At 35.9% G+C, this 21,733-nt stretch carries 21 protein-coding genes; 1 reads left to right on the forward strand and 20 read right to left on the reverse strand.

Going from position 1 to position 21,733, the window contains the following annotated elements:
* Positions 1–51: 51 nt before the first annotated feature.
* Complete coding sequence (locus tag KD050_RS01820) at positions 52–2,073, reverse strand: sigma 54-interacting transcriptional regulator (RefSeq protein ID WP_211894576.1); 2,022 nt, start codon at positions 2,071–2,073, stop codon at positions 52–54.
* Positions 2,074–2,201: 128 nt separating this feature from the next.
* On the opposite strand from KD050_RS01820, the gene KD050_RS01825 reads away from it, so the two are divergent.
* Positions 2,202–2,453 carry a DUF2627 domain-containing protein gene (locus tag KD050_RS01825; protein ID WP_211894577.1) on the forward strand — a complete coding sequence of 84 codons (252 nt, stop codon included), beginning with the start codon at positions 2,202–2,204 and terminating at the stop codon, positions 2,451–2,453.
* A gap of 3 nt (positions 2,454–2,456) precedes the next feature.
* Here the strand turns inward: KD050_RS01825 and KD050_RS01830 are convergent, their stop codons facing one another.
* The 19 genes from KD050_RS01830 to KD050_RS01920 all read right to left on the reverse strand — a co-directional run bounded on the left by KD050_RS01830 (position 2,457) and on the right by KD050_RS01920 (position 21,516).
* Positions 2,457–3,176: a glycerophosphodiester phosphodiesterase gene (locus tag KD050_RS01830; RefSeq protein WP_211894578.1), complete on the reverse strand. Its 720-nt coding sequence runs from the start codon at positions 3,174–3,176 to the stop codon at positions 2,457–2,459.
* On the reverse strand, positions 3,169–4,740 hold the full coding sequence (locus tag KD050_RS01835; protein WP_211894579.1) for a flagellar assembly protein A: 1,572 nt from the start codon (positions 4,738–4,740) through the stop codon (positions 3,169–3,171). The genes KD050_RS01830 and KD050_RS01835 overlap by 8 nt, the downstream gene beginning before the upstream one ends.
* A gap of 436 nt (positions 4,741–5,176) precedes the next feature.
* Positions 5,177–5,968, reverse strand: coding sequence for a sporulation transcription factor Spo0A (gene spo0A, locus KD050_RS01840; RefSeq protein ID WP_211894580.1), 792 nt, complete (start codon positions 5,966–5,968; stop codon positions 5,177–5,179).
* 611 nt (positions 5,969–6,579) lie between these two features.
* Positions 6,580–7,539, reverse strand: a complete 960-nt coding sequence (locus KD050_RS01845; RefSeq protein WP_211894581.1) for a SpoIVB peptidase S55 domain-containing protein — start codon at positions 7,537–7,539, stop codon at positions 6,580–6,582.
* Positions 7,540–7,633: 94 nt separating this feature from the next.
* Complete coding sequence (gene recN, locus KD050_RS01850) at positions 7,634–9,337, reverse strand: DNA repair protein RecN (protein ID WP_211894582.1); 1,704 nt, start codon at positions 9,335–9,337, stop codon at positions 7,634–7,636.
* A gap of 16 nt (positions 9,338–9,353) precedes the next feature.
* Positions 9,354–9,803: a transcriptional regulator AhrC/ArgR gene (gene ahrC, locus KD050_RS01855; protein WP_211894583.1), complete on the reverse strand. Its 450-nt coding sequence runs from the start codon at positions 9,801–9,803 to the stop codon at positions 9,354–9,356.
* A gap of 102 nt (positions 9,804–9,905) precedes the next feature.
* Entirely contained in the window at positions 9,906–10,724 is an 819-nt protein-coding gene (locus tag KD050_RS01860; protein WP_211894584.1) for a TlyA family RNA methyltransferase, read from the reverse strand.
* Complete coding sequence (gene dxs / locus KD050_RS01865; RefSeq protein WP_211896171.1) at positions 10,721–12,616, reverse strand: 1-deoxy-D-xylulose-5-phosphate synthase; 1,896 nt, start codon at positions 12,614–12,616, stop codon at positions 10,721–10,723. The genes KD050_RS01860 and dxs overlap by 4 nt, the downstream gene beginning before the upstream one ends.
* Before the next feature lie 87 nt (positions 12,617–12,703).
* Positions 12,704–13,588 carry a polyprenyl synthetase family protein gene (locus KD050_RS01870; RefSeq protein WP_211894585.1) on the reverse strand — a complete coding sequence of 295 codons (885 nt, stop codon included), beginning with the start codon at positions 13,586–13,588 and terminating at the stop codon, positions 12,704–12,706.
* Positions 13,581–13,802 carry an exodeoxyribonuclease VII small subunit gene (xseB, locus tag KD050_RS01875; protein WP_211894586.1) on the reverse strand — a complete coding sequence of 74 codons (222 nt, stop codon included), beginning with the start codon at positions 13,800–13,802 and terminating at the stop codon, positions 13,581–13,583. The genes KD050_RS01870 and xseB overlap by 8 nt, the downstream gene beginning before the upstream one ends.
* Positions 13,803–13,807: 5 nt before the next feature.
* On the reverse strand, positions 13,808–15,166 hold the full coding sequence (gene xseA / locus KD050_RS01880; protein WP_235753900.1) for an exodeoxyribonuclease VII large subunit: 1,359 nt from the start codon (positions 15,164–15,166) through the stop codon (positions 13,808–13,810).
* Between the two features lie 441 nt (positions 15,167–15,607).
* Complete coding sequence (gene folD, locus KD050_RS01885) at positions 15,608–16,465, reverse strand: bifunctional methylenetetrahydrofolate dehydrogenase/methenyltetrahydrofolate cyclohydrolase FolD (RefSeq protein ID WP_211894587.1); 858 nt, start codon at positions 16,463–16,465, stop codon at positions 15,608–15,610.
* A gap of 27 nt (positions 16,466–16,492) precedes the next feature.
* On the reverse strand, positions 16,493–16,870 hold the full coding sequence (gene nusB, locus KD050_RS01890; RefSeq protein WP_211894588.1) for a transcription antitermination factor NusB: 378 nt from the start codon (positions 16,868–16,870) through the stop codon (positions 16,493–16,495).
* A 123-nt stretch (positions 16,871–16,993) separates the two neighbouring features.
* Positions 16,994–17,386: an Asp23/Gls24 family envelope stress response protein gene (locus KD050_RS01895; RefSeq protein WP_211894589.1), complete on the reverse strand. Its 393-nt coding sequence runs from the start codon at positions 17,384–17,386 to the stop codon at positions 16,994–16,996.
* Between the two features lie 15 nt (positions 17,387–17,401).
* On the reverse strand, positions 17,402–18,754 hold the full coding sequence (gene accC, locus KD050_RS01900) for an acetyl-CoA carboxylase biotin carboxylase subunit (RefSeq protein WP_211894590.1): 1,353 nt from the start codon (positions 18,752–18,754) through the stop codon (positions 17,402–17,404).
* A 13-nt stretch (positions 18,755–18,767) separates the two neighbouring features.
* The gene (accB, locus tag KD050_RS01905; RefSeq protein ID WP_211894591.1) at positions 18,768–19,265 is read right to left on the reverse strand and encodes an acetyl-CoA carboxylase biotin carboxyl carrier protein; all 498 of its coding nucleotides are present in this window, start codon (positions 19,263–19,265) and stop codon (positions 18,768–18,770) included.
* 171 nt (positions 19,266–19,436) lie between these two features.
* Positions 19,437–19,967, reverse strand: a complete 531-nt coding sequence (locus KD050_RS01910) for a SpoIIIAH-like family protein (protein WP_211894592.1) — start codon at positions 19,965–19,967, stop codon at positions 19,437–19,439.
* 1 nt (position 19,968) lies between these two features.
* Positions 19,969–20,106: a hypothetical protein gene (locus KD050_RS01915; protein ID WP_211894593.1), complete on the reverse strand. Its 138-nt coding sequence runs from the start codon at positions 20,104–20,106 to the stop codon at positions 19,969–19,971.
* A gap of 498 nt (positions 20,107–20,604) precedes the next feature.
* Positions 20,605–21,516 (reverse strand): stage III sporulation protein AE, encoded by a 912-nt coding sequence (locus KD050_RS01920; protein ID WP_211894594.1) that lies wholly within the window; start codon positions 21,514–21,516, stop codon positions 20,605–20,607.
* Positions 21,517–21,733 lie beyond the last annotated feature (217 nt).

Consider the following 21,733-nt stretch of genomic DNA (forward strand, 5'->3'; position numbering starts at 1 on the left):
ATGGGCCTTACTTATATATTCAATACCCCTATTGTTTGAAGTGACTCCCATTTATGCTAAATGATATTTTTCTAACTTGTAATATAAAGTGCGGAGTGAAATGTTAAGTTGTTTGGCGGTTCGTGATTTATTTCCCCCAGAAACTTTTAATGCTTGTGCCAATACCTTCTTTTCCATTTCATCCATTTGTTCTGCTAACGTGCCAAGTGAAGTCTCTCCCTTGTCCTCACTTGGTAATACTAGCATTGATTTCGGTAGATGATCCTCTTCTAGTATTCGATCATTTGGCTGTAAAAAAATCATAGAACGACTTATGACATTTTCAAGCTCCCGAACATTCCCTGGCCAATCATATAGAAGTAAACTCTCCATTGCTTCTTCTGAAAATCCTTCTATATTTCGGCCAAATTCTTGATTTAATCTCACAAGTAAATGCTCAGCTATTGCCGGAATATCCTGCTTACGATTGCGTAAGGAAGGAATATGTATTGGCATTCGATTCAATTGATAATAAAAGTCTTCTCTAAAAGTACCTTCAAGCATTGCTTTTTCGAGGTTCAAACTACTCGATGCGATGATTCTCGCATCTACAGGTATAGACGTCGTTCCTTCTACCCGAATGATTGCATTTTCTCTAAGAACACGTAGCAGCTTTGCCTGTGTCTTTTTCGTAAGTTCCCCAACTTCATCCAAGAAAATGGTTCCATTTGTAGCTTGTTCAAAAATTCCAGGTTGTATAAACCCATCTTTTTCTGATCCAAATAACTCTGTTTCTAGCAAATGCTCTTCCACTGAGCTACAGTTTACACGAAGAAACGGATAACTCGATCGATTACTTTCGCTGTGTATAGCAAGAGCAAATAAGTCTTTTCCAGCACCGACCTCTCCCCTTAAAAGAACCGTTACTGAAACGCTTGCTGCTAGCTTAGCTTGCTCAATTGTGAAGTTTATTTCGTTAGATGTACCGACGATGTCTTCAAAGCTATAAGTTGCTCCTAACGTTCTGATTAGCGTACGAGCATGATCTAATTCTTTCATTAACCCTCGCATCTCAGTCATATCGTGTATAACTCCGACACTACCTTTTAGCTGTTGGTTAACGATGATAGGCGCGACATTGACGATAACATCTTTTTTCAGTTTCCCTACTCTTAGATTAACACCACGAATAGGCTTGCGAGTTTGCAACACTTTTAAGTGGATACTTTCCCCTTCGGAAATATCCGCTGTCGCAGGTTGCCCAATTACTTCGGCTTCACTAAATCCAGTTATTCTTGTGTAGGCTGGGTTAATAAGTATGCCTTTACCTTCTTCATCCACAACGGAAATTGCATCATCACTTGAATAAATAATAGCCTCAAGCATTTTTTGTATTTCTGTTAGGTTTGTAATTTCTTCAGCTAGTCGAACTACTTCCGAAATATCCTTAAAAACTGCAAATGCACCGACCTGTTTTCCATCTTCATTAATCATTGGATAACGCGAGGTGACAATTTTGGTACCGCTTTCAAGAATCAGTTCTTTGTTTAGTTCGACACGCCCCGTATCGAACACTCTCGGTAATTCGCTTAATGAGATAACCTCATGTACATGTTTTCCCATGGCATTTTCCACGGATATTTGGGTCATTTTTTCTGCACTTTTGTTGAATAGATTCACGATACCTTGATCATCAATCCCAATCATACCTTCTTCAACTGAATTGAAGATTAACTCCTGCATAATCGTTTTGTGATCAATAATGTGTATATACTTATTTTTTTCTTCTAAAAGTGAAACAATTAAGTTGGCAATTTCGCCCGGTATTAATACCGCAGTGGCAGGTCTATTTGCAAGAAGCTCATGAAATACCTCTTGGTTTCCCGTAACATCAATGATGATCTGAATATCTCCATTAAGGAGAGGCTTCCAATCTTTATATGTAGGAATATTGATCTCTTTTGCAAGTTTTAACCCGGGAGCTTTTTCATCAATGTCTACAATGGCTTTTACTTGAAGGTATTCAGCCTGTTGTATCAACTTCAGAAGTGCATATCCTCCATTACCAGCGCCTACTATAAGAATATTTTGCAAGAATATGCACACCCCCATTAATCATCTGCAACTTATTGCACTTCTCATTTATCATAACGCAAGTTTCTTTCGTTGACAATCATATTGTTGATAGTAAAATTAAATTAGTAAGAACAGGAGTGAAAAAAATGGCTCGTTTAGCGGCTTTAATCGTGTTATTAATTCCTGGAATTTTAGCAGCATTTGGGATTAAATTAATGAGAGATACATTTTTCGGATTGCAAATCCTCCCTATTGGTGGCTTGGCCATACAATTTATAAGCGGATTAATATTTACGGTTCTAGGATTAGGCTTCTTTGCAGGTTTCTTATTGAACCGGGATCGTAAAAATGGGAAAGTAGCTCCACGATTTCAAAAGAAAAAAGACGTAGACTTATAAAAGTCAGCGTCTTTTTTGTTGTTGTATTACTTTTTCGGGATAATCAGTGATCCATCCAATCACAGATTCATGCGGATTTTGAATATATTTTTCGTTACCTTTTATGTTATAAAAGCGCATAGGATAACCAGCATCCCAAACTTTCTTCATCAAATCAGTATCATAAAATTTTTTGTTGAAGTGAATTGCATCTATTTCTTTAATAGACAATACATAATCCCAATCAGAGTTTTTTTTGCCAATAAATGCTGTTTGGACTTCTCTTTCCATAGCATGTATGGTTTCTAGCACGCTAAATTCAAAGGAAGAAAAGTGGACATCTGAAATGTTTGATGCTTTTTCTACAACTTCTCTAATTTTTTCAGTTTTACCAAGAAAGGATTCCTTCAATTCGATATTTAATTTTATCCCTAAAGGGGTCACAAAATGGATGAATTCATCAAAGGTCACTACTCTAGTATATAAAAACTTGCGGTAAAACACTCTTCCAAGCTTTAACTGCAGAACTTCCTCTGCAAGCATATCCGTAATTCTTCTTTTATTTCCCGCTAGTCGAAAAAAATCGATATCATGAGTAACAAAAGGCACGCCATCTGCAGAAAGCTGTAGATCTAGTTCAATTCCATCTACACCTAGCTTCACAGCTCTTTTAAACGCTTTCATGGAATTTTCTACTGTTTTGAATGCTGCACCACGATGAGCATACACAGGTATATTAGACATTTAACTCCCCATTTTCCAATTTAAATTTCCCTTGGGTTTGTTTCGTTAGATAGGAGGACTTGTTTCCAATTTGAATAATAGTTCCTGGATTTGCTTCTCTTGTAATTTGGATAAAATAATCTGACGTTTGTCTTAACATTTTCAAAATACGTTGAATCTCCTCATCTAACTCTTTAACCTCACGCTGAATTTCATTATGTTTTTGCTTCGTTTGCTCATATATAGCTACTTGTTGTACAGACATTGAGTTTTTAAATTGACTTAATTGACTCAAACTAAAATTAATCTTTGTTGTTTCTTCCTGTAACTTCATCATTTCTTGTGCTTTTGTTTTGGCATTTTCTGTTAAGATTTTCCGATCTATTCCTTGGACAATCAATTCCGTTTTTCTTTCTGACTTGTTACCCGTATACGCAGTAGTAATTGAATTGATGGCAATAGCCTTACCACCAATAATTTTCCCTTTGCGCTCATCTAGAACCAGTTTATCACAGAAAATTGTAGCTCCCAATGAATAAAACCCAATGTGAATATCGTCTTTTGCCTCTAGCGAACATTCATTTGCGTGCTTAACAAATATATTATGATGTGCCTCAATCGCTGTGACCCCTCTGCCGAAAATACCACCTTTAATGAACACATCTCCTTCGGTCGATTTTATAAGTTCAGCCGCATGAACACCTTCGTTCGATTCAATAGAAATATCACCTGAAGCTACTATTGAGTATCCAGCCATTACAGTTCCTCTAACTTGGATAGAACCGTCAAATTTTATATTTCCCGTCTCCAATCCAACATCACCGTCGATGATAAGATGCTTTTGGACCGTAAGTATTCCATTAACTTCTCCAATTACTCCTTTTGTTTTTGAACGAAGAACCGTTTTCCCTTCCTCTTCCACTTCATATGCAGATTTATTATCATATTTTAAAGGAAAATCATCCCCCATTATTGGAGGTACCATTTCGCCAAAAATATTCTTACCTGCCACACCTTGCTGAGCAGGAATTTTTTCGCCAAGCCAAGATCCCTCATTAATCTCTACGAGGAAGTTCATGTCAAAGTAATCTGCTTTACCATCTTCATTGATCACTGGTGTCTTTTCCGCTTGTTGCAAATAAGAAATTTTAGCATCGGCACCTTTTTGAGGTGGTAGTCCCTCTGCAATTATGTATGATTTACCTGTTTTAATCGCGGGTAAGTCTAATGGCTGGTGACCAAATACAATTTGATTGTCTTGAAGTAGTTTTTGTATATTCATTTGAAGACTTTCTATGTTCTCTTGTATAAAGTTCGGGGATTCGTAAATAGTAAGTAACGCTTGCATTTTATCACTGCTTATTTCTAACTCCATACTGTCTATCCAGGTACCTAATTCAATAGGATCATGTGAACCACTTTCTACAGCTTTTTTTACAGCCATGAAATTAGAAATTTTCAGTCTTGGATGATTTCTAGTTAACTCATCCACTTTTTTTAGATTATAATGATCGCTTTTAATAGTCATAAATACTCGTCCATTTTCGGCAGAAAGCATTATTTCATCATTCTCAATGATTAACATAACTCTAAACACTTCCTCTCATCATTTATTATACTCACTATTAAAAATAGTGTGATAAAAATTTTGTTTTTGCGAAAAATATCGCTATTAATACCTAATCGTTATTATTATTAACTAGTTTAACTTGATATTAAACAGATATTTAGTCTTGCACTAGACCTACTATAAAGGGTACAAAGTAACTACCCTCATAAACCTTATCAGTCTAAAATATCCTTGTTTCTATAAGTGCTTCTGAAAGAACAAGCTTTTTCCCAGACATATTCTAATTCTGTTGGTTTATTATTTCTTCACTTTATTGGACATAAAAAAACCAGCGAATCAAAAAACTCGTTGGTTTTGCTAGTAATAGTTTATAGGTCTTGAAAATTGTATCTAGTTAAGATTCTATAAAATGTTGGTTTTATATTTATTATAAGTTCAGTAATATCAACGATTAACTAGCCATATTCTCCATACGAATTTTGTCGGCGATCATTGCGATGAATTCGCTATTAGTAGGTTTTGATTTTAAGTGATGTACTGTGTATCCAAACAATTTAGAAATAGTTTCATAGTTTCCGCGATTCCATGCTACCTCGATAGCATGTCGAATTGCTCGTTCTACACGGGATGGTGTCGTTTGAAATTTTTTAGCTATTTCTGGATATAAAACTTTCGTAATTGAACCTAGCAATTCAATATCGCTATAAACCATTTGAATAGCCTCACGCAGGTAAGAGTATCCTTTAATATGAGCAGGAACGCCAATCTCTTTAATAACATTTGTTATTGTATTGTCAATCATCCGCTTATTTTGCAATGCTTCTTTTTCGGGATTAGCTTTAACAGGTTCCTCTTGAACAAAACCTTTTTTGCCTGCTACTTGTTTGATTTGAGTTACTAAGCGTTCAAACTCAAAAGGCTTTAGCATAAAATAGGATGCACCTAAATCTACTGCTTGTTTCATAACATCCTCTTGTCCAAAGGCAGTCAACATAATTACTTGGATATCCTTAAGTTTATTGTCTTTTTGTAGATTATCTAAAACAGCAATTCCATCTAAATGCGGCATAATTATGTCGAGTAGTAATACATCTGGTTGAATATTATCCAAAAGTTCCAAACAAAGTTTCCCATTTACTGCTGTGCCAATTATTTCAATTTCCGGGTGCTGATCGAAGTAAGATCCCATTGTACGAATTAAATCTTTGTTATCATCCACAATTGCAATTTTTATCTTTTCCATTTTCTCATCCACCTTTTGTATTTTTTCACTTAGGTACTATTCTCTTTAATTTTCTTAAATCCTTCAATCTTATTAAAAATAAGGCTTTTATAATACATTTTCGTTATATTGCGACAAATTTTCGAATATTGCAACATTAATGTCGAATAATCTTTATACCATATTATACCTAATTGAGTAAAAAGGATAGTCCTAAAAATGGTCTATTTTTTGTCAAAACAGAAAGTACGTTTTTAAACAACTGTCTCGCGCATGCATCACGAGTCGTTTCAGATGCTTTCATAAATATACTGAACACTGGTTCATGATACTTTAACAAATAAATAATACTGCTGATTTCTGTTGGGGCAGACATGTTCCGCAATTTAAAGCCATCACTGCTAGGCGTTTGCGATGTCTCATCTGTCTTTTTGAACTCGCTGGGTTCGCCACCTTACTCTTCAATCAAAGGTGTTGTACTTAAATAAACGTCTTAATATTTTCGAGAAAAGAGAGGCTGATCATGACATCAGTCACGACCAGCCTCTCATAAAAAATCAATCGATAACAAGTCTGTCCAAAGCCTTCTGAAAACGCTAGAAATAAGCTTTGGTATACCTAATTTTTCTAATTCATTTAGGATTCTTTTTCATCATTTCGGTTATTGCTAACCCTGCACCATTTTCTGGTTTATCTACATACATATGAGTAACGACTCCGATTAGTTTATCTTTTTGTATGATTGGACTTCCACTCATGCCTTGTAAGATACCGCCTGTTTTTTGAATGAGCTTCTTATCGGTTACTGTAAATTGAAATATATGACCTTCTACTGAAGAAATTTCTATTGAGAAATCCTGTACCTTTTGACCATCGATTGAGGTTCGCATAACTGCTTTGCCTGTCATTATATCTTCTTGATCTACAATTTCCACCTGTTGCAAGGATATATTTTCTAACGCACTATTGTCCAATTTTCCGAAAACACCGTATACATTATTTTCATTTACACCACCAATTGGTAATGTATTTGATTGATGGGATGTTATTTTATAGCCAGGTTTTCCCGGCGTACTTTTCTTTATCTGCTCAATTGAGGATAAATATATGGAACCTTCCGAGAAGTTCGGAGTAATTCCAGACTGTTGGTCCACTATTTGGTGACCTAATGCACCAAATTCTTTCGTAATCGGATCAAAATAAGTCAAAGTGCCAATACCTTCTGTTGCGTCTTTCAAAAAAGGAAGTAATTTCACCATTTGAGTTGGACTGATACTTTTCGTATACTTTTCTTTTTTATGCTCATACTGGATAATAATTTGTGTACTATCTTTTATATGACTTTTTACGTCCATAAGATTTGTCACAGGCTGATCGTTGATAAGATGAATCGCATCACCTGTTCGCAGCCATTCGTCATCCGAAAGTAAAACATCACTACTTACAAAAACGGAACCATACTGTAAATCAATTTGAATAGACTGCCCGAGTGGAACCACTGAAGTTTGCTCTGCAAAAGCTGAATTGTTCGCGAAGAATAGAGTAAAGAAGAGTAGTGGCATTAGCGACCATTTCCGATAGTTTTTCTTCATATTTCACCTCCCTATATTGATACTATGTCCTACAAAATGTCGCCTATGAAAGGTAAATAATTGATAAAAAAAAAGACCTCTAATTGCAAGGTCTTCACAGATTTCTTATAATTTTTTTGCGATTTTCCGCTAATTTTAAAAGTTCTTTCGAATGCTGTAACGTTGTGCTTGTAATTTCAGCACCAGACATCATCCGACTTAGTTCTTCTGCTCGTTTATCATTTTGTACTTCTTCTAATACAGTAAAAGTTCGATTACCACTGACCTCTTTTTTAATCATTAAATGTTGATCCGCCATCGCTGCAACTTGTGGTAAATGAGATATACAAAGCACTTGCGAGTTCGAGGCAATCCCTGAAATTTTTTCTGCTATTGATTGGGCAACGCGTCCACTTACTCCAGTATCAACTTCATCAAAAATAATGGATGTAATGCCTTGATGCTTAGAGAAAATACTTTTAAGTGCAAGCATCATACGTGATAACTCTCCACCCGAAGCAATTTTAGTTAATGCCTTCAGAGGTTCGCCTACATTCGTTGAAATATAAAAAGACAAGTCGTCTAACCCATTTTCATTATAGACTGGTTTAACTGTTTCATGAAACATAACCGAAAAAGTAGCCTTTTCCATATATAATTCTTGTAATTGCTCCATGATGGCAACGCTTAATAATTTTGCAGCGTTTTTACGTTTATCCGTTAAATCAATAGCCTCTAATTCTAAATCAATTTCAATTTGACGTATTTTTTCTGTCATTTTTTGAATTTGCTCATCACGATTTACCAACTGATCTAAGCTGTATTGAATTTGATCTTTGTATTGTAAAATTTCTTCAATTGATGAACCATATTTTCGTTTTAAGGTTTGGATAGTTGCTAAACGCTCGTCCACGATTTGAAGTTGATTGTTATCAAATTCCATCTCATCTAACTCATTTTTTAACTGATATGCTGCATCTTGCAATATGTAAAAAGCTGAAGACACGTTTTCGCTAAGTTCCTGCATATTTTTATCAACATCTGCTATATCCTGAAGATCAGCCATTGCTGTACCTATATAATCTAGACCTTTGGATTCGGTCAAAATAGCATCATAGGCATTACTCATTTTGTCGAAGACCTTATGGAAATTTTGTAATTTCTTTTTCTGTTCCTGTAATTGATCCTCTTCACCTATAACTAGATTCGAATCGGCTATTTCTTCTACTTGGAACGTATACAAGTCAATCTTATGTGCAATCTGTTGTTCGTTCTCCGATAGTTTATCGAGTTCTTTTTTCCACTTTTTATATTGTTTATAAAGTTCTTGATAGGATTCTTTCACTTCTTTTAGATTTTCTCCAGCAAATTGATCCAACAAATGGATATGGGCTTTATCGTCCATCAATTCTTGACTCTCGTGCTGCCCATGAATATCTATTAAAGAAGCACCAATTTCTCTTAAAATACCAATTGTTACAAGTTTCCCATTTACTCTACAGACACTTTTACCTGACTGGTTAATATCTCTTCTTAAAATAATAGATTCGTCTTCAATATCAATACCAACGTCTGCCAGCTTTTTAACAACACCATGCCCGGGATTAGAAATAATAAATAAGCCTTCTAATTCGGCTTTTTTAGCTTCATGTCTAATGAATTCATGTGAGCCTCTCCCACCACATAACAAATGTACAGCATCAATAATAATAGACTTTCCTGCTCCAGTTTCTCCAGTAAGCACAGTAAGCCCTTCTTCAAAACTGACGGTCAATTCATCAATAATGGCAAAGTTTTTTATCGTTAGTTCCTTCAACAACTGTTTTCACCTCACTTTAAAGCATTTCGAGTAAGCGATTTTTGATAACTTGACTATCTTGTTCCTGCCTACATAGGATTAAACAAGTATCGTCTCCACAAATAGTTCCTAAAATCTCTGACCAATCTAAGTAATCAATTAAAGAACCTATTGCGTGGGCATTACCAGGTAACGTTTTCATCACTAAAAAGTAACTTGCTCCATCAATACTAACGAATGCATCAGACAATGCTCTTCGCAGTTTTTGTGTAGGATTAAAGCGTTGGTCAGCAGGTAAACTATATTTATAATTACCATTAGGCAATGGAACTTTAACTAAATGAAGTTCTTTAATATCTCTCGAAACAGTAGCCTGAGTGACATTATATCCCGCATTTTTTAGAAAATCGACTAAATCATCCTGTGTTTCAATTTCGTGTTTTGCAATAATATCCCTTATGCGAATATGTCGTTGTCCCTTGTTCATATCGGGTTCACCTCATTGTATATTTATACTATTTACTTTATACAATAGCATTTGATTGGAAAAGTAACAAGAAAAAAGCGACTCTTTTACAAGAGCCGCAAGTTATTTAAGTAGTTGATGTGCTTCGTTGACTAGTTTTGTAAAATCAATCTGATGCGGTGGAAATTCTTCGCCTACGATATTCGTGAGATGAAATAAAAATTCGATATTTCCCTCTCCACCAGTTATAGGAGAGAAAGAAGCATTTTTTAAACGAAAATGCTGATTTTCCGCAAAATGAGCTATGTCATTCAAAACGTCTACATGCACTGATTTATCCCTGATGACACCTTTTTTCCCTACACGATCTTTGCCTGCCTCAAACTGAGGCTTTACAAGGGCAATCACATCGCCATTAGGTACTAAAATTGTTTTTAAAGTCGGAAAAATAAGCTTTAAGGAAATAAATGATACGTCAATCGATGCAAACGATGGTAAACCTTCTAAAAAATCTGCTGGGGTTGAGTATCTAAAATTCGTTTTTTCCATAACAGTTACACGAGCATCTTGCCTAATTTTCCAAGCTAATTGGTTGCTCCCTACATCTAAAGCATAGGCATGCTTGACACCATTTTGTAAACCACAGTCCGTAAATCCTCCTGTAGAAGAACCGATATCAAGCATGATTCTATCTTCAATACTCAAATCAAATTGTTCTAGTGCTTTTTCTAGCTTTAATCCACCACGGCTTACATACTTTAATACCTGACCTTTTACAGTTAAAACGGAGGTAACTTCCACCTTTTCTCCAGGTTTATCGATTCGCTCTTCGTTTTTATAAATAAGCCCGGCCATAATAGCACGTTTAGCCTTTTCTCTCGTTTCGAATAATCCTTGCTCAACTAATAATACGTCTACCCGTTCTTTCGGTATTTTAGTCATGATGAAATATACCTTGATGATTCATTTACTTTTCTATTCACTACTTTTACAATTTCGTCAGAAGTAATGTGAATTTCTTCTAGTAATTGATTTACTTCACCATGTTCGATAAAGATGTCTGGTATTCCTATACGATGTACATTTGCCTGAAGATTATTTTCATTATAAAACTCCATTACTGCACTACCGAAACCACCTTGAAGAGCACTCTCTTCCAATGTAATAATAGGAATATTACGAGATTGTAGATCTTGGAGCATTTTTGAATCTAACGGTTTTATAAAGCGTGCATTAATCACTTCTACAGAAATATTACTTTGCGAAAGTATTTCTGCAGCTTGCATAGCCATTGGGATAGTTGTTCCAAATGTCAGTATAGCCGCCTGTGTACCCTCTTTTAATACTTCCCAAGAACCGATTGGAATAGTTTTCAATTCTTCATCCATTGGCACACCAAGACCATTTCCTCTTGGATAACGAAGTGCTATTGGTCCATCCGAATATTCGAAAGCAGTCTTGACCATATGCTGTCCTTCATTTTCATCTTTAGGCATCATAATGACCATATTTGGCATATGACGTAAGAAAGAAATATCGAATACCCCTTGATGTGTTTCTCCATCTGCTCCAACTAAACCAGCTCGATCAATAGCAATCACAACATTTAAGTTTTGACGGCAAATATCATGAAGCACCTGATCATAAGCACGTTGAAGGAATGTTGAATAGATAACAAGCATCGGTTTCATACCATCTGCAGCCAAACCTGCCGCCATTGTAGTAGCATGCTGTTCTGCAATACCTACATCGAACATACGATTTGGAAACTCAGAAGCAAACCCTTCTAATTTGGAACCGACTGGCATTGCAGGAGTAATCGCTACTATACGTTTATCAGTTCTTGCTAGCTTTCTTGCAGTTTCTGCTACAAGTGCACTCCATGAAGGTCCTTTTGAAGCTGATTTTATCAAATCACCAGTTTCCATTTTATATGGACCTGTTCCATGCCATGTGCCGATTTTGTCAAGCTCCGCAGGTTTATAGCCTTTACCTTTTTTCGTTATAACGTGTAAGAGTACTGGTCCCTTCATCTTCTTCGCATATTGTAGGTTTTCCTCTAATGCTTCAAAGTCATGACCGTCAATTGGTCCTAGATAAGTAAATCCTAGTTCTTCGAAAAACGCTCCGGAAACTAGTAAATACTTTAGACTATCTTTTACTCGCTCTGCTGTACCTGCAAGTTTCCCACCAACTGCTGGGATTTTTTTCAGTAATGACTCTAGTTCATCTTTTGCCTTGTTATAGGTTCCATGTGTACGTAATCTACCTAATACATTGTGGAGAGCTCCTACATTGGGTGCAATAGACATTTCGTTGTCATTTAAAATAACGGTTATATCCGTTTTTTCATGTCCAATATGATTTAAAGCTTCTAATGCCATACCACCCGTTAGAGCACCGTCTCCGATTATTGGTACAACATAATTTTTTTTGTTTTGAATATCACGAGCTTTTGCCATACCCATAGCAGCAGAAAGTGAAGTTGAGCTATGTCCAGCTTCCCATACATCATGTTCACTTTCAATACGCTTAGGAAATCCACATAATCCTTTAAATTGACGCAGTGTATCGAATTGACTCGCACGCCCTGTTAAAATTTTATGGACATATGCTTGATGTCCGACATCCCAAAGAAATTTGTCTTCTGGACTATTGAATGATTTATGCAAAGCAATTGTTAGTTCTACTACTCCTAAGTTCGGCCCAATATGCCCACCTGTTACCGCTAAATTTTCTATTAAAAACGATCGAATATCTTCACTAAGTTCCTTTAATTGTTCATTATCTAAACTTTTTAAAAAGGATGGGCTAGAAATTGAAGTTAAATCCATTGCCATCACACACCTTCTATTAGATTTCCTTCTTTACAACTAGTTAATATCATAGCAATAAATGCTTAAAAAACAAATTATTCGCTACTATTTTGATCTTTTCGTAATATAATTGGCCAACTCTACCAGTAAACCATTATGCATTTGAACATTCTCTAAAGCTTGAAAAGCTTGGTTATATTGATTTTGTAGTTCTTTTTTCGTACCTTCCATCGTCAAAATTGAAGGATATGTATTTTTTTCACTTATTAAGTCTTTACCAGCAGTTTTCCCCAATTGCTCCGATGTACCTTCTACATCTAGAATGTCGTCTTGAATTTGAAATGCAAGACCAATATGAAATGCATACTTTTCTAATGCATTCATTATTTCACTCGGAACATTTGCAATGATAGCTCCGGCTAAAATGCTGTAAGACAAGAGGGCACCTGTTTTATTTACATGAATCTCTTCTAACTGCTCCAAAGTTAAGGTTTGACCTTCCCCTAGCATATCTAATACTTGGCCGCCAACCATACCTTCTGCACCCGCAGAAAAGCTTAACTTTTCGATCAAATCTACTTTCAGTTTCGGGGATATATTTGAAAGTCTAGCAATAATACCAAAGGCAATCGTTACAAGCGCATCTCCCGCTAATATTGCAAGTGCTTCCCCAAATACTATATGATTGGTTGGTTTTCCACGTCGTAAATCATCATTATCCATCGCAGGTAAATCATCATGAATAAGTGAATACGTATGGATCATTTCAATCGTACTTGCGACAATAATGGCATCATCATTTCGAAAATCTAGCTCTTTTAAAACTGCAAGTGTATACAGCGGTCTAATTCTTTTCCCACCAGCTTGAAGTGAATAATACATAGCATCTTTTAATGGCGCTGGTGCCTTTAAATCTTTTATAAGATCATGTAATGTCTTTTCAATAAGTGGCTGATTGGTTTGAATGAATGAAGTTAATAGATTACTCATTGGATGCACCAGCATCTTCTTTGTTTTCGTCCATAAATGTAACTAGCTGCTTTTCTGCTTTTTGCAACTTGTCACTACATACTTTGGAAAGTTCCATACCTTTTTGATAAAGTTCTATAGCGCTTTCTAAAGGTACATCACCTTGTTCCAACTGACGAACTATATTTTCTAATTGCAGCATTGCTTCATCGAATAGAATTTCCTTCTTAGTCATTTATATTAGTCCCCACTTTCTTTCACATCAACTCGTTGAACGATAGCTTCTAATTGACCATCTTTTAATGTAACAAATATAGAATCATCTTTTTTTACATTTTCTACGGATTTAACTAGTTTACCCTCTTTGTAAATAATACTATATCCTCGATCCATTATCTTTAATGGATTTAAAGCTTCTAATGTTCGAATAGAACTAACAAATTGTTGACGATGTTTTTCAAACGTGGATATTGATGCTAGGTTCAATTGATTAGTAATTGTCTGAATAGATTTATGATGTTGATCAATTACTTTTTGTGGAGATAATTGGGAAAATCTATTTTGAACCTGTAAATAATCACGTTGTTTACTTTTATAAAGAAGGTTAGTTTCTCTTTGTAGCTGTTGTTCTGTACGAACAAACCTTTCAATAAAAGGACGATATAATTTTTCAGGGGTTGCCATTACCGGTGATTCCATTGCCCGTTTATATCTGTTTTTTTCATCTGTTATCCGCTTGGTAATAAAATGTAAACTTGCCGATTGAAATGATAAGATATTTTGCATAAGATTTTCTTTGCTTGGCACCGCCATTTCAGCTGCTGCTGTCGGGGTTGGTGCTCTTAAATCCGAAACAAAATCAGCAATAGTTGTATCTGTCTCATGACCAATTGCACTTATGATTGGAACTCGACTGTTTGCAATGGCTCTTGCTACTACTTCCTCGTTGAAAGCCCAAAGGTCCTCAATGGAACCACCACCTCGTCCAACAATCAAAACGTCCATATCACCTGTTTGGTTTGCTTTTTCAATGGACTTTACAACAGAAGGAGCAGCCTGAGGTCCTTGAACGATACTAGGAAATACGATAACTTCAGAAATTGGATAACGACGTTCTAACGTTGTTAAGATATCTCGAATAGCTGCTCCAGTTTTAGAAGTAACGACACCAATTTTTTTAGGAAAAGTTGGTATAGGTTTTTTACGACTTGGATGGAAGAGTCCTTCTTGTTGTAATTTCTTTTTTAATTGTTCAAATGCTAAAAAAAGCTCCCCTATACCGTCTGGCTGTATAGTAGCAGCGTATAACTGGTATTGTCCAGCTACTTCGAATACATTTATATCTCCTCGCACGAGGACATTCATGCCACTTTCAGGAACAAATTTTAATGATTTGGCATTCATCGCGAACATGACGGAAGTGATTCGAGCAGCATCGTCTTTAAGCGTAAAATAGATATGTCCGCTGGAATGAACCTTCACATTGGATAGTTCCCCTTTTACGTACACATCTCGTAAATGCGTGTCCGCATCGAATTTTCGTTTTATGTATTTGGTTAAGGCTTTTACAGTTAAGTACTTACTCGGCTCTGTAGTCACAAAAACAACTCCATTAGTATAATAAGAAAAGCGGCAGACGCCCATACCTTTTAAGAAGAGGAACCATAGAAACACCGTTGATTTCCTCAACGGCGGACGTTTTTCGCAGGTATGGCTTCAGTCTCCTTGGGTTAACAGGATGTTGGTCACGAAGGCATTGCCACACGATGTGGCGCTCTTAGCCTTCGTTCCTTTTAATAAACCAAGTATGCTCTAGTTAGAAGGCACATGTTCTGCCCGCGGAAAGCGTCCGCCTGGAACGGAAATCAGCAGCATTATTGCATGATTTTATTCTACAATAATAGCTTGAGTCTGGATTTATGTAACGGAAAGCATTTTTTTCTTAATCTTCAAGAAAAGCGCAGCGCAAGCGCCTAGCTATAGAAGAATTACAGTTACTCCAAGGTAAAAGCTGTCTTTCATAGAAAAACAGCTCACCAATTATTTATTAGTTAATGTATTTTCAGCCGCTAAACAAGTATTTTCCATAAGCATTGCGATTGTCATTGGACCAACACCACCAGGAACTGGAGTAATTTTAGAAGCTACTTCTTGTGCTGAAGCAAAGTCCACATCTCCGCAGAGCTTGTTGTTCTCATCTCGGTTGATGCCTACATCAATGACAACTGCTCCTTCTTTTATATAACTAGCATCTATCATCTTAGTTCTACCGGTTGCTACAACTAAAATATCCGCATGTTTAGTAAAAGAGTGTAAATCTTTTGTTCTAGAATGACAGTAAGTAACTGTTGCATCCTTTTGTAACAATAACTGACCCATCGGTTTACCAACAATGTTACTACGACCAATAATAACAGCATGTTTTCCTGCAATCTCAACATCACTGTATTCGAGTAATTTCATAACGCCAAAAGGTGTACAAGGAAGGAAAGATTGTTGACCAATCATCATTTTCCCAACATTTTCTGGATGGAAACCATCAACATCCTTTTGCGGAGAAATAGCTGCAATTACTCTGTCCTCATCAATTTGCGAAGGCAATGGTAGTTGAACTAAAATACCATGAATTTTTATATCTTGGTTAAGTGCCTCTACATTTTTAAGAAGTTCATCTTCAGAAATATTTTCGTCTAACTCTATTAGCACGGAGTACATACCTAAACGCTCGCAAGTTTTTGCTTTATTGTTTACGTATGTTTGTGATGCAGGATTACTTCCAACTAAAACAACTGCTAATCCTGGAACGACACCTTTAGATTTTAGTTTTTCAACACGTTCTTTCACTTTTTCTGTAACTAATCCTGCAATTTGTTTTCCATCAATTTTGTTAGTAGACAATTCAAACGCTCCTTAAGTCAATGTAGATTATTGCTCTGCATATTTGGATAAAACACCATTTACGAAACGACTTGACTTCTCGTCACCAAATACTTTAGAAATTTCTAGTGCTTCATTGATCACTACTTTAGCCGGTGTTTCTTCAGTGAATAGTAATTCAAATACAGCAATTCTCAGTACTGTACGTTCAATTTTCGGAAGTCTAGAAAGCGACCAGTTTTCTAGTTTATCTGTTAAAGAAGCATCTATTTCCTCTTTATGATTCACGACTCCAGTCACTACTTGTGTCAAAAAAGAATCTTGTTCTTCCGTAACATGTCCAATAGCTTCTTCTATGGAAATTTCATGATTGTCTAATTGAAATAGAGCTTGTAATGCTAATTCTCTCGCTTGTCTTCGTTTCATTATTTAGTTCTCCTTTAAATGTAACTATCTAGACAATCATAGCATATTTTTTTGTAGTATGTGTATTAGAAAGTCAAAAAAAGAGAAAGAGCTATTTTTCCTAATAGCTCTTTCTCTTCTATTCTATTCTGTTGTATCGAATTGAACACCTGTAATATGTACATTCACTTCTTTAGGTGTTAAACTCGTCATATTTTCGATCGCTTGACGAATTTGTGATTGGACTTCTCTTGCAACTGTAGGCACAGATGAACCATATTTCACAAGGCAATATACGTCGATAAACAATCCATCATTATTTATCTCCGTTTTAATACCCTTGCCATGTACTTTTTTCCCTAAACGTTCTACTACACCTGCAGCAAAGTTTCCTCGTGTACCAGCAATGCCTTCAACTTCATTTGTAGCAATTCCAGCAATCACTGTAATTACTTCGGGAGCAATTTCTATTGTCCCTAGATATTCTTTTCCTTCAGGAGTCATTTGAACAAACTTTTGTTCAGTAGTTTCTGTCATATCCTTCACTCCTTATTATGAATTCATTACATCATATTTTTCTAAGAATTTAGTATCAAAATCACCCGATACAAATACTTCATGACTCATGAGCTTCGAATGGAATTCTATTGTAGTTTCTACCCCTTCGATAGCAAATTCACTTAGTGCACGCTTCATTTTAGCGATTGCTTCTTCTCGAGTTGCAGCATGGACTATAAGCTTTGCAACCATTGAATCATAAAACGGTGGAATCGTATAACCTGGGTATACAGCTGAATCTACGCGAACTCCTAAACCTCCCGGAGGTAAATAAAACTCAACTAGGCCTGGAGAAGGCATAAAGTTTTTCGCAGGGTTCTCCGCATTGATACGGCATTCAATTGCCCATCCATTAAGTTTAATATCTTCTTGTTCGAATGGCAATTTTTCTCCAATAGCAACTAAGAGCATTTGTTTGATCAAATCTACACCTGTAATCATTTCTGTGACAGGATGCTCTACTTGAATACGTGTGTTCATTTCCATAAAGTAGAATTTTTGTTCTATATGATCAAAGATAAATTCTACTGTACCTGCACTTTCATAACCAACAGCAAGTGCTGCCTTCACAGCTGCTGCTCCCATTTCAGCGCGAAGCTCCTCAGACAATGCAGGAGATGGTGCTTCTTCCACTAGCTTTTGCATACGACGCTGAACGGTACAATCGCGTTCACCTAAGTGAACCGCATTTCCGTGAGCATCAGCTAACACTTGTATTTCCACATGACGGAATACCTCAATATATTTCTCTAAGTAAACTCCAGGGTTACCAAATGCAGCTGCAGCTTCTTTTTGAGTTATTTTAATCCCTTTTAGGAGATCTTCCTCGTCTTTAGCGACACGGATTCCCTTACCACCGCCACCAGCAGTAGCTTTGATAATCACAGGAAATCCTATTGCATTAGCAACTTTCAATGCATCTTCATCGGTTTCAACAATACCTTTAGATCCTGGAACTGTTGGTACTCCTGCTTTTTGCATTGTTTCTTTTGCTACATCCTTAATCCCCATGCTTTTAATAGCAGAAGAAGTTGGACCGATAAATTTAATACCACATTCTTCACATAGCTCTGCAAACTCGGCATTTTCTGCTAGGAATCCATAACCAGGATGAATTCCTTCACAACCAGTAAGTTTAGCTACAGTTAGGATGTTGGAGAAATTCAAATAGGAATCCTTTGAAAGCCTCGGACCTATACAGTAAGCTTCGTCAGCTATTTGCACATGAAGTGCTTCACGGTCTGCTTCAGAATACACAGCAACAGTTTCGATATCTAATTCTTTACATGCACGTATTATACGGACAGCTATTTCTCCGCGATTTGCGATCAGTACTTTTTTCATCATCCTTGCTCCTTTCTTAGTTTCCTTTAACGAGGAACAGAGGTTGACCATATTCAACTAATTGTCCATCTTTCACAAGAATTTCTACAACTTCTCCTTCAATTTCAGCTTCAATTTCATTGAACAGCTTCATTGCTTCTACGATACAGACGATAGAATCAGTCGACACTTTTGTACCAACTTCTACGAATGCAGATGCATCGGGAGAAGAGGATTGATAGAATGTTCCAACCATCGGTGAAATAATTGTATGTAACGAGCTATCCACAACACTGTCAGTAGCTTCTTCAACAACCAATTCCTTTGGTATCTCTTGAACAATAGGTGCTTTCACTTCTACTTGTTTTGGTTGTTCTACAATAGATGAACTATCAAAGGTTTCACTAGATGAATTGACAAAACCTTTTTCATTTTTTTTCAATTTAATCTTTGTACCTTCTGATTCGTATAAAAATTCATCTAGTGACGATTGATCGATTAGTTTTATAATTTCTCTTATTTCTTGAATCTTCATTTAGTTAATCCCCTTTAATCTAATTATTAATTGCTCCATATTCTATTTTAGACGTTTTCGTGTAAATTTGAAATAGATAGGGGTAATTATTCTGAAATAATAAAAAAAAGCGCCCCTTCAGGCACTCTTCAATATCGCTATATATTAAGTATTTTTTAATTTTCTTATAGATTATTGGCCATTAAAATTAACTTCAACATTATAAGCTTTCGGCCACTCACGCTTAACTGCATAAATAATTTCAGATGCTTTTTTAGTCGATTGTTCATTTGCCACAACATCTATTAAAACATCACTTTCTTCTATACGCACTAGTGCGTCATCATATCCTAATGATTTGATGATTAACTCCAACATCGCTTCTGTGGAATCAATTTTAACTAGTTCTTCAATTTGGTTATAAGCCTCGTCTTTTTGTTCTGCTGTAAATTCATTGGAACCTACTTTTTTAGTTAATTGTTCAGTTAGTTGACTCCGTTTTTCTGTTACTTCCATTCTCATTTCTTCAAATGCATTACTTTGAGAAACAAATGATTCTTCATTTGTCGAAGAAGTTTCTACTAACCCTACCTCATCTAACGTGTCATCGGAAAATAGAGCAATTCCATCGAATGGTGATGGTCGATCCGATACATAAAAAACTGTCACTACTGCTACTAAACTAAATAATGTTAAAAACCATACAGATCTCTTTTTATTCATATTATTTATCCTCCAATTCCATTTCTTCTATCACAATTCGATGTGGAGATATCTGCAATACAGATGATAATGTCTTTACCAAACTATTTTGTATACGTTTATCGTTCGCCCCTTCCGCAACTACTAGTATTCCAATCAATTCCTCTTTGTTCCCTTTACTGTCACTTGTCCACTGGAAAAATGAAACATCACTTTCCGAAGTGTTTTCAGAACTAACATCGTAATGGAAATAAACTGCAACCTTTCCTACCCCGTTAATCTTCTCTAGTATGGATATTAGATTTTCCGAATCTTGGTAGGTTGGAACTTCAGTTTCATTATTGCTTTCCCCATCACGAGTAAGTAAGTCAGAAAAAAGTAGACTAATGAAAAGAACAGCTATACAAATGACAACAAAACGAAAAGTGGGTTTTTGTTTAACTGAAATGGTGATTCACCCTTCTTTTCATGATGGATACAATACTTTATGCAAGACAACCTGTTTATATGAAGAGAAAGCACATAATCCAATAGATTATCGCAATTTTCACAAGAAATCCCGATCGTTCCTTGTCTGTATGCTCCAGTAGAATAGACAGTAGCTCGCCCACTAGAACGATTAATAGAATGCCAAAGAGAAGTGTCGTAACGATGGTTACTATCCTTTCCCACTTATTAATAGTTTTGCAAATAACATTGTTAATATAATCGTGAAGAAAAATGTAAATGCGATTAATACGGAAATTATGGAAAGAACAAAAAGTGTCTTTCCGATATCATCTAATAGTCCACTTATATTGCCATCTACAAAAGGTTCTAAAATAGCGCCAAGTAAACGGTACAAAAAAGCAATGAGAATTGTTTGTATGGTTGGAATAGAAACTAACATTAACACCGATAAAATAACTGCATTTCCGGTTATAACAGAAGCTGAAGAAGAAAAGTTTTTCATCGTGCTGATACTTTCCGTCAGTAAAGATCCGACAAATGGAATATTATTTTGAATGAGCCGCTTCACAGTCTCGTTGACAGTGCCACTTACAGACCACGTAATCAAACCATTTACTGACATGAAAATACTGTATAAGAGCAGAATAATAGAAGTGGAACCTATTAAAGTTAAACGGATGAGATCAGACATTTTTGAAAATGAAGTAGAAGGATGAATTCTACTGATCAAATCAAATATAAATGCAGCCATAATAGCAGGTATTAAAATTTTCCCCGCTAATACTGTAGTAAAGGATGCAAATAACATGACAGCTGGATTCCATGAGGTTATTAAAAATGCTCCTCCTGAAGCAGCAATTCCCAGTGTCAGAATTGGATATATACCTAGGAAGAGAGTCACTAATTCAGACGTCATTGCCTGAATCATTTCTAATGCTCTAATAGCTGGTTCTAGACAATAGATACATATTATTAACATAAATAATAATTTAAATAATCTTTTGCTGGACGGAATAAACCACTCTAAGCAGATAAAGGCAAATCCGAATAATAGCATGTACGAAAATGTTTGCGCTACCTCTTTGATAGGCTTCAGTAAAGACATTATTATTTCTTCCATTGCTGTTCATTCCTTCAAGAAAGTAGTCCCAAAAGTGATAAAAACTTGTCATAGAATTGCTTCATATGATTCAGCCAGACAATAAGGAGAATAGCTTTTGTCGTAAAAGTGAATATAGAAGCAAGGCTTGTATATTCATAGTCCAAAAGAAGGTCTTCGATTATTTGTGAAAGAAATAATAAGACGACTGAAAATAAAAGTAGTTTAAAGACGGGTA

The organism is Psychrobacillus sp. INOP01, assembly GCF_018140925.1.
Classification (GTDB): domain Bacteria; phylum Bacillota; class Bacilli; order Bacillales_A; family Planococcaceae; genus Psychrobacillus.

Coding starts and splice junctions, on each gene's coding strand:
- KD050_RS01830 (WP_211894578.1), bottom strand. CDS start 3,176: ATGTCTAATATACCTGTGTATGCTCATCGTGGTGCAGCATTCAAAACA.
- xseB (WP_211894586.1), bottom strand. CDS start 13,802: ATGACTAAGAAGGAAATTCTATTCGATGAAGCAATGCTGCAATTAGAA.
- KD050_RS01910 (WP_211894592.1), bottom strand. CDS start 19,967: ATGAATAAAAAGAGATCTGTATGGTTTTTAACATTATTTAGTTTAGTA.
- KD050_RS01845 (WP_211894581.1), bottom strand. CDS start 7,539: ATGAAGAAAAACTATCGGAAATGGTCGCTAATGCCACTACTCTTCTTT.
- KD050_RS01895 (WP_211894589.1), bottom strand. CDS start 17,386: ATGACAGAAACTACTGAACAAAAGTTTGTTCAAATGACTCCTGAAGGA.
- accC (WP_211894590.1), bottom strand. CDS start 18,754: ATGATGAAAAAAGTACTGATCGCAAATCGCGGAGAAATAGCTGTCCGT.
- accB (WP_211894591.1), bottom strand. CDS start 19,265: ATGAAGATTCAAGAAATAAGAGAAATTATAAAACTAATCGATCAATCG.
- KD050_RS01860 (WP_211894584.1), bottom strand. CDS start 10,724: ATGACTAAAATACCGAAAGAACGGGTAGACGTATTATTAGTTGAGCAA.
- ahrC (WP_211894583.1), bottom strand. CDS start 9,803: ATGAACAAGGGACAACGACATATTCGCATAAGGGATATTATTGCAAAA.
- dxs (WP_211896171.1), bottom strand. CDS start 12,616: ATGGATTTAACTTCAATTTCTAGCCCATCCTTTTTAAAAAGTTTAGAT.
- spo0A (WP_211894580.1), bottom strand. CDS start 5,968: ATGGAAAAGATAAAAATTGCAATTGTGGATGATAACAAAGATTTAATT.
- KD050_RS01835 (WP_211894579.1), bottom strand. CDS start 4,740: ATGTTAATCATTGAGAATGATGAAATAATGCTTTCTGCCGAAAATGGA.
- KD050_RS01870 (WP_211894585.1), bottom strand. CDS start 13,588: ATGAGTAATCTATTAACTTCATTCATTCAAACCAATCAGCCACTTATT.
- KD050_RS01825 (WP_211894577.1), top strand. CDS start 2,202: ATGGCTCGTTTAGCGGCTTTAATCGTGTTATTAATTCCTGGAATTTTA.
- KD050_RS01920 (WP_211894594.1), bottom strand. CDS start 21,516: ATGGAAGAAATAATAATGTCTTTACTGAAGCCTATCAAAGAGGTAGCG.
- nusB (WP_211894588.1), bottom strand. CDS start 16,870: ATGAAACGAAGACAAGCGAGAGAATTAGCATTACAAGCTCTATTTCAA.